This is a genomic window from Stenotrophomonas sp. STEN225, from assembly GCF_056756445.1.
Genome location: NZ_JBRRBV010000009.1, coordinates 56,026 through 70,682 on the forward strand (window position 1 = coordinate 56,026; position 14,657 = coordinate 70,682).

At 68.5% G+C, this 14,657-nt stretch carries 14 protein-coding genes; 3 read left to right on the top strand and 11 right to left on the bottom strand.

The genetic code is table 11. The features are described from left to right. Genes ACVOJ1_RS10910 through ACVOJ1_RS10930 form a run of 5 tightly spaced genes read right to left on the bottom strand, consistent with a single transcriptional unit; the run spans position 1 to position 3,038 of the window. Positions 1-1,269: an RNA polymerase sigma factor gene (locus ACVOJ1_RS10910; protein WP_346480409.1), complete on the bottom strand. Its 1,269-nt coding sequence runs from the start codon at positions 1,267-1,269 to the stop codon at positions 1-3. 45 nt (positions 1,270-1,314) lie between these two features. Continuing rightward, complete coding sequence (locus ACVOJ1_RS10915; RefSeq protein ID WP_053518847.1) at positions 1,315-1,671, bottom strand: DUF1428 domain-containing protein; 357 nt, start codon at positions 1,669-1,671, stop codon at positions 1,315-1,317. 30 nt (positions 1,672-1,701) lie between these two features. Next, positions 1,702-2,112, bottom strand: a complete 411-nt coding sequence (locus tag ACVOJ1_RS10920; RefSeq protein WP_263177196.1) for a VOC family protein — start codon at positions 2,110-2,112, stop codon at positions 1,702-1,704. A gap of 38 nt (positions 2,113-2,150) precedes the next feature. Further along, positions 2,151-2,573, bottom strand: a complete 423-nt coding sequence (locus ACVOJ1_RS10925) for a VOC family protein (protein WP_065182537.1) — start codon at positions 2,571-2,573, stop codon at positions 2,151-2,153. Positions 2,574-2,624: 51 nt separating this feature from the next. After that, on the bottom strand, positions 2,625-3,038 hold the full coding sequence (locus tag ACVOJ1_RS10930) for a YciI family protein (RefSeq protein ID WP_346480410.1): 414 nt from the start codon (positions 3,036-3,038) through the stop codon (positions 2,625-2,627). Between the two features lie 187 nt (positions 3,039-3,225). Here ACVOJ1_RS10930 and ACVOJ1_RS10935 point away from each other — a divergent pair, with 187 nt between their 5' ends. Then, the gene (locus tag ACVOJ1_RS10935; RefSeq protein ID WP_065175397.1) at positions 3,226-3,630 is read left to right on the top strand and encodes a YciI family protein; all 405 of its coding nucleotides are present in this window, start codon (positions 3,226-3,228) and stop codon (positions 3,628-3,630) included. Here the strand turns inward: ACVOJ1_RS10935 and ACVOJ1_RS10940 are convergent. The 4 genes from ACVOJ1_RS10940 to cycA all read right to left on the bottom strand — a co-directional run bounded on the left by ACVOJ1_RS10940 (position 3,608) and on the right by cycA (position 9,393). Next, on the bottom strand, positions 3,608-5,686 hold the full coding sequence (locus ACVOJ1_RS10940; RefSeq protein ID WP_346480411.1) for a gluconolaconase: 2,079 nt from the start codon (positions 5,684-5,686) through the stop codon (positions 3,608-3,610). The two genes, ACVOJ1_RS10935 and ACVOJ1_RS10940, sit on opposite strands and share 23 nt — an antisense overlap. Before the next feature lie 9 nt (positions 5,687-5,695). After that, entirely contained in the window at positions 5,696-7,048 is a 1,353-nt protein-coding gene (locus tag ACVOJ1_RS10945; RefSeq protein WP_346480412.1) for a hypothetical protein, read from the bottom strand. A gap of 133 nt (positions 7,049-7,181) precedes the next feature. Continuing rightward, positions 7,182-7,958, bottom strand: coding sequence for a transglycosylase SLT domain-containing protein (locus ACVOJ1_RS10950; RefSeq protein ID WP_197571260.1), 777 nt, complete (start codon positions 7,956-7,958; stop codon positions 7,182-7,184). Positions 7,959-8,019: 61 nt separating this feature from the next. Further along, positions 8,020-9,393, bottom strand: coding sequence for a D-serine/D-alanine/glycine transporter (gene cycA / locus ACVOJ1_RS10955; protein ID WP_180875803.1), 1,374 nt, complete (start codon positions 9,391-9,393; stop codon positions 8,020-8,022). A gap of 226 nt (positions 9,394-9,619) precedes the next feature. Between cycA and ACVOJ1_RS10960 the strand changes: the two genes are divergently transcribed. Beyond that, positions 9,620-11,236 (top strand): EAL domain-containing protein, encoded by a 1,617-nt coding sequence (locus ACVOJ1_RS10960; RefSeq protein ID WP_262100737.1) that lies wholly within the window; start codon positions 9,620-9,622, stop codon positions 11,234-11,236. Positions 11,237-11,239: 3 nt separating this feature from the next. Here ACVOJ1_RS10960 and ACVOJ1_RS10965 read toward each other — a convergent pair whose 3' ends face one another. Both ACVOJ1_RS10965 and ACVOJ1_RS10970 read right to left on the bottom strand, forming a co-directional pair. Next, entirely contained in the window at positions 11,240-12,424 is a 1,185-nt protein-coding gene (locus ACVOJ1_RS10965) for an MFS transporter (RefSeq protein WP_128988049.1), read from the bottom strand. Beyond that, positions 12,421-13,599 (bottom strand): serine hydrolase domain-containing protein, encoded by a 1,179-nt coding sequence (locus ACVOJ1_RS10970; RefSeq protein ID WP_346480413.1) that lies wholly within the window; start codon positions 13,597-13,599, stop codon positions 12,421-12,423. The genes ACVOJ1_RS10965 and ACVOJ1_RS10970 overlap by 4 nt, the downstream gene beginning before the upstream one ends. A 157-nt stretch (positions 13,600-13,756) precedes the next feature. Between ACVOJ1_RS10970 and ACVOJ1_RS10975 the strand changes: the two genes are divergently transcribed. After that, positions 13,757-14,656, top strand: coding sequence for a LysR family transcriptional regulator (locus tag ACVOJ1_RS10975; protein ID WP_053518823.1), 900 nt, complete (start codon positions 13,757-13,759; stop codon positions 14,654-14,656). Position 14,657: the final 1 nt, after the last annotated feature.

Genomic DNA, 14,657 nt, shown 5'->3' on the forward strand with positions numbered 1-14,657 from the left:
TTAAGGCGCTTTTGGCACTGTCGGATGGGCCCGCGCCAGCAGGTGATCGCGTTCGCGCACGTTGTCGGTGAGCGCGGCAGCGGCCTGGAACGCCTGCCGGGCGTCTTCGACCCGACCCAGGTGCTGCAGCACTTCGCCACGGACGACCTGCAACGGTGCGTAGTCACGCAGACGGTCATCGAAGAGCAGCGGCTGCAGATGCGCCCAGGCAGCGAACGCGCCCTCACTGCGCAGGATGGCCACCACCCGGTTCAACGCCACCACAGGCGAAGGCTGGATCTGCAGCAGCCGCGAATACAGCCCGGCGATGCGCGCCCAATCGGTCTGGTCGGCCTGGCGCGCCGTTGCATGGCACTCGGCAATGCAGGCCTGCAGCACGTAAGGATCGTCGCTACCGCCGGCCGACAGCGCGCGCGCCAGCGCCTGCCGCCCGCGTTCGATCTGCAGCCAGTCCCAGCGTGCGCGGTTCTGCTGGTCCAGCAGCACCGGCCGGCCCTGCGCATCCACCCGCGCCGCGGCGCGCGACGCATGCAGTTCCATCAGTGCCAGCAGTCCCAGCACGGCGGCGGCCGGCATGCGGTGGGCGAGAATGCGCGCCAGGCGAAGCGCCTCCTCGCACAGCGCTGGTCGCATCCAGTCATCGCCGGCACTGGCGGCGTAGCCTTCGTTGAACACCAGGTAGATCGCTTCCAGCACGGAGGCCAGGCGCGCGGGCAACGCTTCGGCACGCGGCACTTCATAGGGCACCTGCTTCTGCGCGAGCGTGCGCTTGGCGCGCACCACGCGCTGGGCGATGGTCGGTTCCGGCTGCAGGAACGCGCGCGCGATCTCGCTCGTGGTCAGCCCGCCGAGCAGGCGCAGGGTCAGCGCCACGCGCGCGTCCGCGGGCAGTACCGGATGGCACGCCACGAACATCAGGCGCAGCAGATCGTCGCCAAGATCGTCTTCCAGCGCGGTGCTGTCGTCCGGTGCCGGCAGCGCGGCCGGATGCAGTGCCTCGCCCCACTGCGCATGCTGCTGCGCCACCCGCTGGTGCTGGCGCAGTACATCGATGGCCCGGTTGCGCGCAGTGGTCATCAGCCAGGCTCCAGGATTGTCCGGGATGCCCTGCTCCGGCCAACGCTCCAGCGCGGCCAGCCAGGTGTCCTGGGCCAGTTCCTCGGCACGGCCGACATCACCGCCGAGCAGTCGCGCCAGGCGCGCGATCAACACTGGCGATTCCATCCGCCAGAGAGTCTCCAGGCGCTGGGTCAGGGCGGGCTCGTGCATGCGCCGATCACAGCATGCACGCTCCCGCCGCACAAGCACCGGCAGTCACGCTTCGACAATGGGCCTGAAGCCACCCCAGAACATCCGCCGGGTATCGAACGGCATGTCCTTCGGGCCGATGCCGGCCAGGCGCGGATCGGCCATCACCTTCGCGTTGATGCGGTCACGTGCAGCACGCGATCGGAACACCACGAAAGCCACGATCACGGTCTCGCCCGGCTTGGCCTTCACCGCACGCGGGAACGAGGTCGAGGTGCCGGGTTCCACGTCGTCGGCCACGCATTCCATGTACTGAAGCGCACCGTGATCCTTCCACACCGCACCGGCCTTGCGGGCAAGACGGCGATAGGCCGCGACCTTGTCCTCGGGGCACGGCAGCACATAGGCATCGACGTAAGCCATGAGCGTTCTCCTGTCGTCGGGCGTGGCCGCTCAGCCCGGCTCGCCGTCCATGTGGACGATTTCCCAGAGATGTCCGTCCAGGTCCTGGAAGCCACGCTGGTACATGAAACCCTCGTCGCGCGCCGGCTGCGGTTCACTGGCACCGGCGGCAAGCGCCTTGTCCACCATCACGTCCACCGCGTTGCGACTGTCGGCGGACAGGCAGGTGATCACCTCGGTCTGCGCCTGCGCGTCGGCAATCGCCTTGGTGGTGAACTGCTGGAAGAACGGCTTGACCAGCAGCATCACGAAGATGCTGTCGCTGACCACCATGCAGGCCGCGTTCTCATCGGTGAACGCCGGGTTGAAGCGGTAGCCCAGTGCGGCGAAAAAGGCCTTGGACTTGTCCAGATCCTGCACGGGCAGGTTGACGAAGATCATCTGCGGTTGCGGTGTGCTCATTGCTCAGGTTCCCTGGGAAATGGAAAGAAGGCGGGCGATCAGGGCTGCTTCATGCAGTTGACCATCCACGGCTTGCCGTAGCGATCGGTCAACATGCCCCAGCGGTGCGCCCAGAACGTCTCGGCGATCGGCATCTGCACCTGGCCCCCATCGGCCAGCGCGGCGAACACGCGCTCGGCCTCCTCGATGCTGTCGACATCGACATTGATGGTGGTCGAGCCGCCTTCGCCGGCACCGGGGCCGTCGGCGGCCATCAGGATGGCACTGCCGATTTCCAGCTGGCTGTGGGCCACGTGGTCAAGGGTGTCGGCCGGCATCTCGTTGCACCCCGGCGAGCCGTCGGAGGGGGGCATGTCGCGGTACTTCATTTCCGAGGTGACCTGGCCACCCAGGGCCTTGGCGTAAAAGGCCATCGCCTCGTGGGCCTGGCCGCTGAAGCCAAGGAAGGGAATCAGTTTCATCGGGGTGCTCCGTTCGGTTGAAGATGTCGAGTGTTCGCGGCGCGGTGGGGCTCAGCCTTCGAGCAGCTCGCGCAGACGCTGTTCCTGCTGCTGTAATTCGGGGGTGAAGGCTTCGCCGAAGTCTTCGGCGGAGATCAGCGGGCGCACCTCGAGCGTGCCACCACTGCCAAAGGGGGCGCGGCTGGCCCATTCCACAGCCTCGTCGAGCGAGCGGACATTCCACAGCCAGAAGCCTGCGATCTGGTCGGCGACGGGCGCGAACGGGCCGCTCTCGACCTGCGGTCCAGCGCCGCCGAAGTGAATGCGGCGGCCACGCGCGGTGGCATGCAGGCCTTCACCGGCCAGCATGATGCCGGCGGCAACCAGCTGTTCGTTGTAGGCGCCCATGGCCGTCAGCTCCTGCTCGCTGGGCAGGCGTCCGGCTTCGGAATCGGCGTTGGCTTTGACGATCACCATGACTTTCATGTGGGTCTCCCGTGGGGCGCAGGTGCGCGCCCTTCACTGTTACAACGAACGAGGGGACGGGGAATCGACAAATTCTGAAAGTTTTTTTTTGGGGGGGGCATCGGGCACCGGTCTCCCGCGCTGCAACATGCCCCGGCGCAAACCTGCGCGATCATGCAGGTCCGCCCCGCCCCGCCAGGATCGCGCCATGCAGCAGTACCTGCTTCTGATCTACATCGAACCTGCCTTGCTGCAGGCCCTGCCGACCGAGGCGTTCAACACCTTGATGCGCGACTGCTTGGCCCACGCCGACAGGCTGCAGGCCGAAGGCACGCTGCTGCTGGCGCAGAAACTTCAGCCGGTGGATACCGCGCAGACCCTGCGCGTCCGCGATGGCCACAGCCGGGTGCTGGATGGCCCGTTCGCCGAAACCCGCGAACTGCTGGCCGGCTTCAATCTCATTGTCGCGCGCGACCGTGACGAGGCGATGCGCATCGCGCGCGAGTTCCCGTGGGCACGGTTCGGCAGCATCGAAGTGCGCCCGCTGGAGGACATGGACGCCGAGCGCGAGCGCTGCGGCGCCCCGCCCGCTATGGCAGCAGCCGTACTCTGACCTCGCGCTTGCCGATACCCTCGTTGCCGCTGTAGTCGCGCACGCTGGCACGCACGATGTAGTCCCCCGGCGGCAGGGCTGCCGGCTGCCAGCGGCCGGTCTCCATCAGGCCATCGCGCACGGTGTTGGTGACCAGGTAGCGGAAACGGGTGACGGCGCTGCCGTGCACCGTGATGCCGCTGTCCGGTGCGTAGGCAACCTTTACGGCGGCATTCTGCGGCGGCATGCGGTTGAACACGATGTTCCAGCGCGGCTGCTCGTAGCCCTGCAGCGGCCGACCGGCCGCATCCAGGATCTGGTAGCCCACCTGGTACGCGCCCAGCCTGCGCCGGGCCAGGTTGTTGTCGACCTGGTCCCAGGCCTCGACCACGATCTGCACGCCCCGTCCCTGCCGCGCGACCATCACGCTGCCGTCGCTCCCCGCCGTCATCAGTTGGTCGTTGGCGTCCAGCAGCGCCACATCGGTGATGCGCGGCGCGAAGTGATCGGCGAAGTTGCGGAACCCCAGTGCGACCGCGTTGGTTTCAAAGCCGCTGGTGCCCACCGCCAGATGCACGTGCGCCTGGCTGTTGATGCTGCCCAGGCGATCGCCCACGTGGATGCGCGTGCCCCGGCGCACGCGGATGCGTTCCAGCGCGCCCTGGTCGTCATACAGCGCCTGCCAGCGCGCGTCGAACGGTTCCCCGCGCGGCGTGCGGCCCACCCGCATGTGGATGTACTTCAGCCGGTCCACCGCCAGCCCTTCGCCCTGCCCGCCCAGGCTCCAGCTGGCCACCGGGCTGCTGATCTTGCCCTCGGCAATGGCCAGCACGGTCTGGCCGACATCGCCGCGCACATCGAAGCCGCCGTGCAGATGGTGCCGGCTCTCACCCCTGAAATTGCCCCGCACCTCACCCAGCGTGCCGACCACTTCGTGCCAGCCCTCCTGCGGTGCCAGCGGCCAGCGCCCGGCCGTGTCCGGCAGCGCTGCATCAGCGGCGGGTCCAACCAGCGCAGGGGCCGGAAGCTCGCCCACCGGCAGCGGCCGCAGCCGATGCAGCCGGTATCCGGCCGCGTCGGCCACCAGCAGGCTGCCGTCCGCATCCAGCGCCAGGCCGCTGGGGCGCGCCAGCCGCGGCAGTCGGTCATTACCGACCAGTGCGATCTGGTGGCCCTGTGCGGTGACCTGCACCACGCGTCCCTCGAGGTCGCCCACATACAGCACGCCATCATGGGTCGCGGCCAGCGACAGCGGCCCGTTGATGACCCCGCCACTGCCGACCCACGTGCTGACCGTGCCATCGGCACCCACACGACGCACCGCGTTGTTGAACAGATCCGCCACCAGCAGGGCTCCGTGCGCGTCGAAGGCCAACGCCACCGGTGTATCGAACCGCGCCTCGCCTCCTGCCGCGTCGATGAAACCAGGCCGATCGCCCCCGGCGAGGGTGCGCACACTGCCGTCGGTGCCGATCACCCGGATCCGGTCGTTCCAGGTATCGGCCACGTAGATCTGCCCCTGCGCATCCACCGCAATACCCATCGGTGCATCGAAACGTGCCTGCGCGCCGGGACCGTCGGCGTATCCCTGCTCGCCGCCGGCCACCGTGGTCACCTGGCCATCGACGCCAATGCGGCGGATCGCATGGTTGCCGGTGTCGGCCACGTACAGATTGCCCTGTGCATCGGCGGCGATGCCGGACGGCGTGTGGAAGCGTGCCTGCAGTGCCGGGCCATCGACGCGACCTTCGCCCTGCCCGGCCACGGTCTCGACGCGGCCATCGGGCAGGCGGCGGCGGATGCGGTTGTTGTCGCCGCCATCGGTGAAGTAGACGCTGCCATCGGCCAGCCGCAGCAGCGCGTAGGGATCGGCGAAGCGCGCCTGCGCGGAGGCCCCATCCCGATCACCCGGATGGCCATCACCGGCCAGCAGTTCGATCTGCGCGGTCCATGCCAGCGGCGTCGGCGCCGGTACCGCAGGTGTCTCGGGGTGGGGTTCGTCCGGCAGCCAGAAGGTCGCCGCCAATGCACCGGCGGTTGCCACCGCAACCGCCGCCATCCAGTATCGCCGCGCCATCGTGTTCCATCATTCAACGGGGAGCGACGAACTTAGCCAGTAGTTCCACCAATGCCAACCCGCATCGGCCTCAGCCGCACGCTCGGGTGCTGTTGCAGCGCGCACTTTGATTTCGTCAGGCCAGGCATCGCTGTGCTTCAGCGGCCCTACCCTCCGCTCGCACAGCGCAGCCTGGTTGGCCGGCTCCAGCGCGGTGTCGAGCAGCAGCGCGTCGGCGAACAGCTTCCAGTCGCCATCCTGCATGTAGGACGCTACCGGATGTGGATGCGATTTCAGCGCGGGCTGCGGAAACGCGACGGCCCACACCTGCTTTCGCCCGTGCGATTCGCTGCTGCGCAGGTCGCGCCGTACCGCTGCGCAGGAATAGCGGATGTGGGTGGCCATGCAGGTGTTGCCCGCCATCCTGCACGACCCCAGCCGGCGGCCCTTGCCGGTGGCGAAATCGTGCCGGCTCAGGCCCAGGATCAACCGGTCGGGGATCGTGCCGAAGGTCTGCTCCAGGCGCGGATGATGGTAGTTGGCCATCGCCGTCGGCGGCTGCGCCGGTACCAGCATCGCCATGCGCAGGTTGCGCAGCGTCGGGAATCCATAGCCATCCAGACCGGCAGCGCGACGGTAGTAGGCGTCCTGCATGCCGCGCAGCGGCGAAGAGCCGTTGCCCAATGCGTTGTTCATCACGTACGCACCCGAGCTGTGGGTGAACACCCGCAACGGCATGTCCCTGTTGTCCACACCCGCCAGCACCCTGCGCAGCTCCAGCCCCACGTAGGGCCCGTTGAGCTGGGCGGCGCCCCAGATCAGGAACGCGTTGCCATGCATGCCATCCCAGTACACGCGCACGAATGACAACGTCTGCCCGCTGGCCGCCCCGCGCTCGCGGAAATCACGCTCCACCCGTTCGTACCAGGCGGCCGCCTCGCGGTAGTCGTTGTTGTAGCCGTGCACCAGCAGCACCACCACACGGCCGTCCTCCGCCGCACGATCCAGCTGCTGCGAGGCGCGCGCACGCAGCACCTGCTGGATCTGCTGCCAGGTGTCAGTGAAGGCGGCGTCGGGCGTCACCCCGGTATCGGCAAGCAGGCTGCGCCACGCCGCTGCCGAGGCAGCACCTGGCACCGCCGACTGCTGGTAGAGATGCCGGAGCGTCGCGAACTCCGCCGACGACGGGCGTGCCCCTTCCAGCATCTTCTGCACCGGCACCGCCACGCTGGCTGCGGGGTAGAGACTGCCCTCACGGTCCAGGAACAGCGCGGTTGCGTCCTGTCGTCGTTCGGCATCGCGATACAACACGTTCTTGCTGGCACAGCCATTGCATGCGATCGCGAACAGCAATGCCGCGACCACGCTCCTGATAGGCTTCATGCACATCCCCCTGTGGATTCGATGCTGCAGGCCGGATTGTCCCTCGACGCCCGGGCCGGCGCTCCCCCGCCCACCCGTGCAGCGCCATCCTGCCGCGGCCGAGGGGCGACCACAATCACCGTCCGACGAGTGGCTACTTTGCCGGCACCTCGATGCGGATGCCCATCGCCTCGCGATAGCGCGTGTACAACGCCATCACCTTGTCCACGTAGGCCAGCGTTTCCGCGTAGGGCGGTACGCCCTTGTAGCGGGTCACCGCGCCGATGCCAGCGTTGTACGCGGCCGCGGCAAGCGTGCGGTCGCCGTTGTAGCGGCGCAGCAGCGCGCGCATGTAGCGCGCGCCACCGTCGATTGACTGCTGTGGCGAGAACGGGTCGCTCACCCCGTACTCCAGTGCGGTCTCGGGCATCAGCTGCATCACGCCCTGGGCGCCCTTGCTGGACACCGCCAGCGCGTCGAAGTTGCTTTCTGCGTGGGCGATGGCACGCAGCCAGGCATCATCAACACCGGTCGCCTTCGCTGCCGCCCTGAACTGCCGCGCGTGCGGTGCCAGCTGCGGCTTGCCGACCCGGCCCAGGCCCTCATGCGCAGGCTCGCCCGGCGGCGTGGCCACGGTGAATTTCAGGAACACCCGCGAGCCCGGCAGATTGCGGGTGGAATAGACCAGCCGGCCGTCCTGCTCACGTTCGTACAGCACGCCGCTGAACACCCCCATGTTGCCCCACAGGTTCGGGGTCTGGATGGCGTTGTCGTCGATATCTCGCGCGGTGCAGCGCGAACCGGGTTCCGGCGCGGTGGCCAGGCTGACGGTGTTGCCCTGCACGCAGCGGTACACCGTGCGCGCAGCCGCCGTCCCGGCCCACAGGAGGGGCAGCAGCATCAGCGCAGCGAGGACGGGGCGGCGGGTCATGGCGGCCGGATCATCCGGCCGCCCCCGCTAACGATGGGTGAATGCGGTGGCGGCCGCGCCCCTAGCGGGCCATCCGGCTGCGCAGCGCGTAGCCCACGCCCAGCAGCACGAACCACGCCGGGCTCGCGATCAGGGCCTGGCGGGTATCGGCCTGCAGGCTCAACAGGACCAGCACGCCCGCGAAGAACACCAGGCACGCCCAGCACATCGCCACGCCACCGGGCATCTTGAAGATCGAGGCCTCGTGGCGCTGCGGGTAACGGCGGCGGTAGACCATGTAGGCCACCAGGATCAGCGACCAGACGAAGATGAAGAGCACCGTCGCCAGCGTCGTCACCAGGGTGAAGGCGGTCACCAGATTCGGAATCAGGTAGATCAGCAGCGTGCCGCCCAGCAGGCACAGGCAGGAGAACAGCAGCCCGCGGGCCGGCACCGCCGCGCGCGACAGTTTCGACAGGCCGCGCGGCGCGTGGCCTTCTTCCGCCAGGCCATACAGCATGCGGCTGGTGGAGAAGATGCCGCTGTTGGCCGAGGACGTTGCCGAGGTCAGCACCACGAAATTGATCAGGCTGGCGGCGGCAGGGATCCCGGCCAATACGAACAGCTGCACGAACGGGCTCTTGTCCGGCACCACCTGCCGCCACGGCGTCACTGCCATGATCGCCACCAGCGCAAGCACGTAGAAGATGATGATGCGCACCGGGATCGAGTTGATCGCCTTGGGCAGGTTGCGCTCCGGGTCGGCGGTTTCAGCGGCGGTGGTTCCCACCAGCTCGATGCCGACGAAGGCGAACACCGCGATCTGGAAACCGGCGAAGAAGCCGACCAGTCCCATCGGGAACATGCCACCGTCGTTCCACAGGTTGGCCAGCGAGGCGGTGTGCCCGCTGGGCGAGGTGAAGCCCCACGCCACCAGGCCGGCGCCGGTGATGATCAGCGCGCAGATCGCCACGATCTTGATCAGCGCGAACCAGAACTCCATCTCACCGAACAGCTTCACTGTCACCAGATTCAGCCCCAGCAGCAACAGCACGCACATCAGTGCCGGAATCCACGCATCCAGTCCGGGGAACCAGAACTGTGCGTACGCAGCGATGGCGATGACATCGGCGATGGCGGTGACGATCCAGCAGAACCAGTAGGTCCATCCACAGAAGAAGCCGGCCCAGGGCCCGAGCAGATCGGTGGAAAAATCGATGAAGGATTTGTACTGCAGGTTGGACAGCAGCAGTTCCCCCATCGCGCGCATGACGAAGAACAGCATCGCGCCGATGATCAGGTAGACGAACACGATGGACGGGCCGGCCAGGCTGATGGTCTTGCCCGATCCCATGAACAGACCGGTGCCGATGGCACCGCCGATGGCAATCAGCTGAAGGTGGCGGTTGGACAGGCTGCGGCGCAGATGCTCGGGGGGCTGGGCAGGGTCGGTCATGGCGCGGAATCGGCGGGCGAAGCGTCCGACGGTAGTCCTCCCGGGCCGGTTGCGCCAGCTGGGGACGGGCTGAATCCGGCAAAGTTGGCCGCTTTCACCACAATGTGACCGAATACCTGATTCGTCCCATTCCGCCCGGCGCGGCGGCATGCTCAGATAGCCGCATCTGCCCAAGGATCGGCCCGACCATGCGCCCTGCCCTGCCTGCCTTGCTGGAGCCCCGGACGTGAGCCGACTGCGGATCATCATCGGGGGAACCGCGCTGGCGCTGCTGGCGGCGGCCATTCCCATCGCCGTCATGGCCTACGCCACGTGGGACCGCGCCGTGAGCGTGGAGCAGCAGCGCCTGCACGACATCGCCGAGCGCACCCTGCGGCGCGCGGACCTGTCCTACCAGGAAGCACTGGCCGCACTGAAATCAGCCGAGGCCACCGCACTCCCCGCCTGCAGCCCGGAGCACATCCGGCGCATGCAGACGCTGGTGATGACCACCCCTTCGGCCGATCAGCTGGGCTATTTCGAAGGCGGCAAACTGCGGTGCACCTCATGGGGGCCGTTCCTGTCCGACGTGAACCAGCCCAGGCCGGACCACGTCACCAGCGACGGCGCCGGCATCGCGGTCGATGTGCGTCCCGAGACCAGCGGCCGCCGCAAGGTGCTGTCGATCCTGTATGGCTCCTACGACGTACTGGTCGATCCCCGCCGCTTCGTCGATGTCATCGTTGATCCGAACGTGCGGCTGGCCCTGGCCAGCCCCGACGGCCGCCTGCTGGCCCGGCAGAACGACATGGATCCGGCGCTGCTGCAGACCCTGCTGCGCGATCCCGGCATTGGTCTGGACCAGAACACGCTGTACGCCACCGCTCGCAATGAAGAATGGCTGGCCATCGCCACCACCCCGCGGACCGCGCTCACCGCCAGCTTCCGCCAGCAGGCGTGGCTGTTCGTGCCGCTGGGCGTGCTGCTGGCCGCCGCCGGTGCCGGCCTGGTGATCTGGTTGTCGCGCCGCCGGCTGTCGCTGCGGGGTGAACTGGCCACCGCCATCCGCCGTCGCGAGCTGTACCTGCATTACCAGCCGATCATCGAACTGGACACCGGCATCTGCGTGGGCGCCGAAGCGCTGGTGCGCTGGCAGCGTCCGGACGGCACCCAGGTGCGTCCGGACCTGTTCATTCCGCTGGCCGAAGAGGCCGGCATGATCGGCGATGTCACCGATCTGGTGATCGAGAACGTGGTGCGCGACCTGCGCGAACTGCTGGTCGGCGATCGCAGCGCGCACGTGGCGATCAACCTTGCGGCCGAAGACATCAGCAGCGGCCGCGCGTTGAAGATGATCGCCAAGCACATGACCGGCAGCGGCATCCTGCCGCAGCAGATCTGGATGGAGGCCACCGAGCGCGGCTTCCTCGACCTGGACCGCGCCCGCACGATGCTGGCCGCGGCACGCCGCGCCGGGCACAGCGTCGCCATCGACGATTTCGGCGTGGGCTATTCCAGCCTGCAGTACCTGGCACAGCTGCCACTGGATGCGCTGAAGATCGACAAGTCCTTCGTCGATGCGATCGGCACCGACAGTGCCACCAGCCCGGTCACCCCGCACATCATCGGCATGGCGCGCGAGCTGGGCCTGTGGGTCGTGGCCGAAGGCGTGGAGACAGAAGCGCAGCTGGCCTATCTGCACGGTCAGAAGGTGCAGTTCGGGCAGGGCTGGCTGTTCTCCCGGCCGCTGCCACGTGACGAATTCGTGGCGTTCCACCACAAGCGGCAGCAGCGCTACGGCGCAGCGCGCGAACAGATGCAGAACCCGCGCAGCGTACCGATCGAACAGGAGCCACTGCCGTAAGCGTTACGCCCAGGCCTTCGGGCGTGCGATCAGCCACACCGCACTTGCCGCCAGCAACAGCAGCGGCAGCCAGCCCAGATGGCGCGCGTCGCCGGACTGCAGCACCAGGCCACCGGCCACGCCGCCGGCCGCAATGGCCAGGTTCCAGCCGGTCACCAGCATCGACTGCGCAAGGTCGGCCGCCGCGCCGGCGCGCCGCGCCAGTGCCGTCTGGAACAGGGTCGGCACCGCACCGAACGCCATACCCCACACGATCGTCGCCAGCAGCAGTGCGGTCGCGCTCACCGGCCACAACAGCAGCGCCATGACGGCGGCGATGAAGCCCAGCACCGTGCTCCAGACCAGCGCATGCAGGTGGCGGTCCACACCCCAGCCAGCGATCGCGATACCGACAAGGGCCGCCATGCCGAACGCCAGCAGCAGGCGGTCCAGCCAGGCCCCCGCACCGGCCTGCAAGGCCAGAGGCTCGATGTAGGTGTACAGCACGTTGTGCGCGAGTACGTACAGCGCCATCACCAGCAAGGTGCTGCGCACGCCCGGCATGCGCCATACCGCAGCCAGCGACACACGCCGTCCGGAGCCGGCTGCGGGCAGGGCCGGCAAGGCCCAGCGCGCATAGACCAGCAGCAGCACCGCCAGCACGCTCATCAGGGCGAACGCCCAGCGCCAACCGATCTGCTGGCCCAGCAGGGTACCGGCTGGCACGCCCAGTGACAGGGCCAACGGCGATCCGATCATCGCCACCGCGATGGCGCGTCCCTGCAGCTCAGGCACCACCATGCGCGCGGCGTAACCTGCCACCAGCGACCACAGCAGGCCGCCACTGACGCCGGCCAGGAAGCGCGCCGCCAGAATCAGCGCGTAGCTGCTGCTCAACGCGGTCAGCGTATTGACCAGCACGAAGCCGGCGATCGCGGCCAGCAACAGGGGACGACGCGGCAAACGCTGGGTCAGCGCGGTCATCGGCAGCGCCGCCAGTACCGAACCCAGCGCGTATACGCTGACCAGCTGACCCACCGCCGCATCGCTCACACCCAGGCTGGCGCCCATCGGACGCAGCACCCCGGCCGGCAGTGTTTCCGTCAGCAGGGTGATGAAGGCACCGCCGGCCAGCGCCAGCAGGCCGGCCCAGGGCAGGCGCGAGGCCGCACCCGCGGGTGCGGCCGCATCGATCGCGTGGCCACTCATCGTGCAGCCTCCAGATCGGCGTAGATCGCATCGCGCAGTTCATCCACGAATGCACCGTCCATGCCCTCGTACAGCGTATTGGTCAGCGCCACCACGCTCAGGCCCCGTGCCGGGTCGACGAACCAGCTGTGGCCGTAGGCACCGCCCCAGCGCCAGCTGCTTGGCGCCTGCGGCGTTGCGCCGGCAACCGCATCGCGCAGCACGGCAAATCCCAGGCCGAAGCCCCAGCCTGCCGGCTCCGGCGGCCCCGCCTCACCCACCTGCGGCGTGCCCATCTGCGCCAGCAGCGGGGCCGGCAGCAGCGCAGGCGCCTGCCCGTCGCGCAGCGCCTCGAGCACGGTCATCAGGTCGTCGGCCGTGCCGACCAGGCCCGCGCCGGCCGATGGATAGCGGCTGGCATCGGTGGCCCGGGCCAGGCTGTACTCGATACCGACCGTTTCCGGGAACACCGGCACGACCTCGCCCTCGCGCAGGCGGTGTGGCAGCGGGTCGTCGCTGACATAGGGCGTGGCCAAGCGGCTCGCGTCGCTGGTTGCGAAGGCGGTGTCGCGCAGGCCGAGCGGCGTCGCCAGCAGGCGCTCGAACAGCACCTGCAGGGTCTCGCCCGTTGCGGCTTCGGCCACCGCCCCGGCCACGTCCACGCCCAGCGAATACATCCACTGGCTGCCCGGCGGGAACAGCAGGGGCACCTGTGCGATACGCCGCACGTTGTCGGCCAGCGACAGCGGATTGGCATCCATGCCATCACTGACGCCGGCCCGCGCGTAGGGGCCGTGCGCATCGGCTTCCAGGAAGCGGTAGCCCAGGCCGCTGCTGTGACTGAGCAGCTGGCGCAGGCTGATGGCCGGGGTGCTGCCGTCGGCGAGCGCCGGCCGGAAATCGGGCAGCCAGCGCTGCACGGGCGCATCCAGATCAAGCACGCCCTCGGCGACCAGGCGCAGGATCACCACCGTCAGCAGAGGCTTGCTCACCGATGCCAGGCGGAACAGATGGTCACGGCGCATCGGTTCGCCGCGTTCACGGTCGGCCAGGCCGGTGGCGCTGGCGTGGCGCAGCACCCCGTGCACACGCACCTGCACGACCGCACCGACCAGCCGATGAGGGTGCACCTGCTGCAGCAGGCGCTGCACCGACGGCAGGGCGGGTTCAGTCACTGGGGAAAGAGCGGCATTCATGGCGGCAGTCCGTGGGAGGAGAGGCCGCCACCTTAGGCAGCCTGGACGCCGGCAAAAAGCCGGTTGCCGCTCCGCGCATCATGGACCGGGGAGTCCGCAATGGGCATGATGCCCGGAACCGGACGGCCATCATGCCGCTCCCCTGCCTGCCACGCCCATGTCCGTTCTCGACAATCTCGCCAACCTGCAGACCTTCGTGCATGCAGCCGACACCCGCAGCTTCGTCGAAACCGGCCGCCTGCAGGGCATTTCCGCCTCCGCGGCGGGCAAATGCGTGGCGCGGCTGGAACAGGCCCTGGGCGTACGCCTGTTCCACCGCAGTACGCGCAGCATCACCCTCACCGCAGAGGGCCAGCTGTTCCTGGCCCGTTGCCGGCGCATCCTCGACGAGCGCGATGCCGCGCGTACCGAACTGGCGCAACCGCATGCCACGCCCAGTGGCACCCTGCGCATCAGCCTGCCGCTGGTCGGCGACCTCACCCTGCCGCTGATGGCCGAATTCATGGCGGCGTATCCGGACATCCGCCTCGACCTGGACTTCAGTGACCGCCTGGTGGACGTGATCGAAGAAGGCTTCGACGCAGTGCTGCGCGTGGGTGAGCCCAGCGATTCGCGCATGAACGCGCGTCGGATGGGGGTGTTTCCCCGGCGTGTCGTTGCTTCGCCTGCCTATCTGCAGCGGCGTGGCACGCCCCGCACCCCGGCCGACCTGCTGCAGCACACGCTGCTGCACTACCGCTTCCCCAGCAGCGGCAAGCTGGAGCCATGGCCGATCCACTGGCCCGAAGGCGAACCCGTGCAGGAACTGCCCGTGCACATGGTCGCCAACACCATCGAAGCCCGCGTGGCCCTGGCCCTGCGCGATGTCGGCCTGGCCTTCGTACCCGTGCATTCAGTGCGCGATACGCTGGCCGACGGGCGCCTGGTGACGGTGCTGGACGAGTACGTGCACTCCTGCGGCACCTTCCACCTGTTGTGGCCCTCGGGGCGCCACGTACTGCCGAAGCTGCGCGTGTTCATCGACTTCGTCGGCGCGCGCCTGGACACCGTGCCGTAGC

Excerpts from the sequence above, each read along its gene's own strand:
- ACVOJ1_RS10910 (WP_346480409.1), bottom strand. The coding sequence starts at position 1,269 with ATGCACGAGCCCGCCCTGACCCAGCGCCTGGAGACTCTCTGGCGGATG.
- ACVOJ1_RS10915 (WP_053518847.1), bottom strand. The coding sequence starts at position 1,671 with ATGGCTTACGTCGATGCCTATGTGCTGCCGTGCCCCGAGGACAAGGTC.
- ACVOJ1_RS10920 (WP_263177196.1), bottom strand. The coding sequence starts at position 2,112 with ATGAGCACACCGCAACCGCAGATGATCTTCGTCAACCTGCCCGTGCAG.
- ACVOJ1_RS10925 (WP_065182537.1), bottom strand. The coding sequence starts at position 2,573 with ATGAAACTGATTCCCTTCCTTGGCTTCAGCGGCCAGGCCCACGAGGCG.
- ACVOJ1_RS10930 (WP_346480410.1), bottom strand. The coding sequence starts at position 3,038 with ATGAAAGTCATGGTGATCGTCAAAGCCAACGCCGATTCCGAAGCCGGA.
- ACVOJ1_RS10935 (WP_065175397.1), top strand. The coding sequence starts at position 3,226 with ATGCAGCAGTACCTGCTTCTGATCTACATCGAACCTGCCTTGCTGCAG.
- ACVOJ1_RS10940 (WP_346480411.1), bottom strand. The coding sequence starts at position 5,686 with ATGGCGCGGCGATACTGGATGGCGGCGGTTGCGGTGGCAACCGCCGGT.
- ACVOJ1_RS10945 (WP_346480412.1), bottom strand. The coding sequence starts at position 7,048 with ATGAAGCCTATCAGGAGCGTGGTCGCGGCATTGCTGTTCGCGATCGCA.
- ACVOJ1_RS10950 (WP_197571260.1), bottom strand. The coding sequence starts at position 7,958 with ATGACCCGCCGCCCCGTCCTCGCTGCGCTGATGCTGCTGCCCCTCCTG.
- cycA (WP_180875803.1), bottom strand. The coding sequence starts at position 9,393 with ATGACCGACCCTGCCCAGCCCCCCGAGCATCTGCGCCGCAGCCTGTCC.
- ACVOJ1_RS10965 (WP_128988049.1), bottom strand. The coding sequence starts at position 12,424 with ATGAGTGGCCACGCGATCGATGCGGCCGCACCCGCGGGTGCGGCCTCG.
- ACVOJ1_RS10970 (WP_346480413.1), bottom strand. The coding sequence starts at position 13,599 with ATGAATGCCGCTCTTTCCCCAGTGACTGAACCCGCCCTGCCGTCGGTG.
- ACVOJ1_RS10975 (WP_053518823.1), top strand. The coding sequence starts at position 13,757 with ATGTCCGTTCTCGACAATCTCGCCAACCTGCAGACCTTCGTGCATGCA.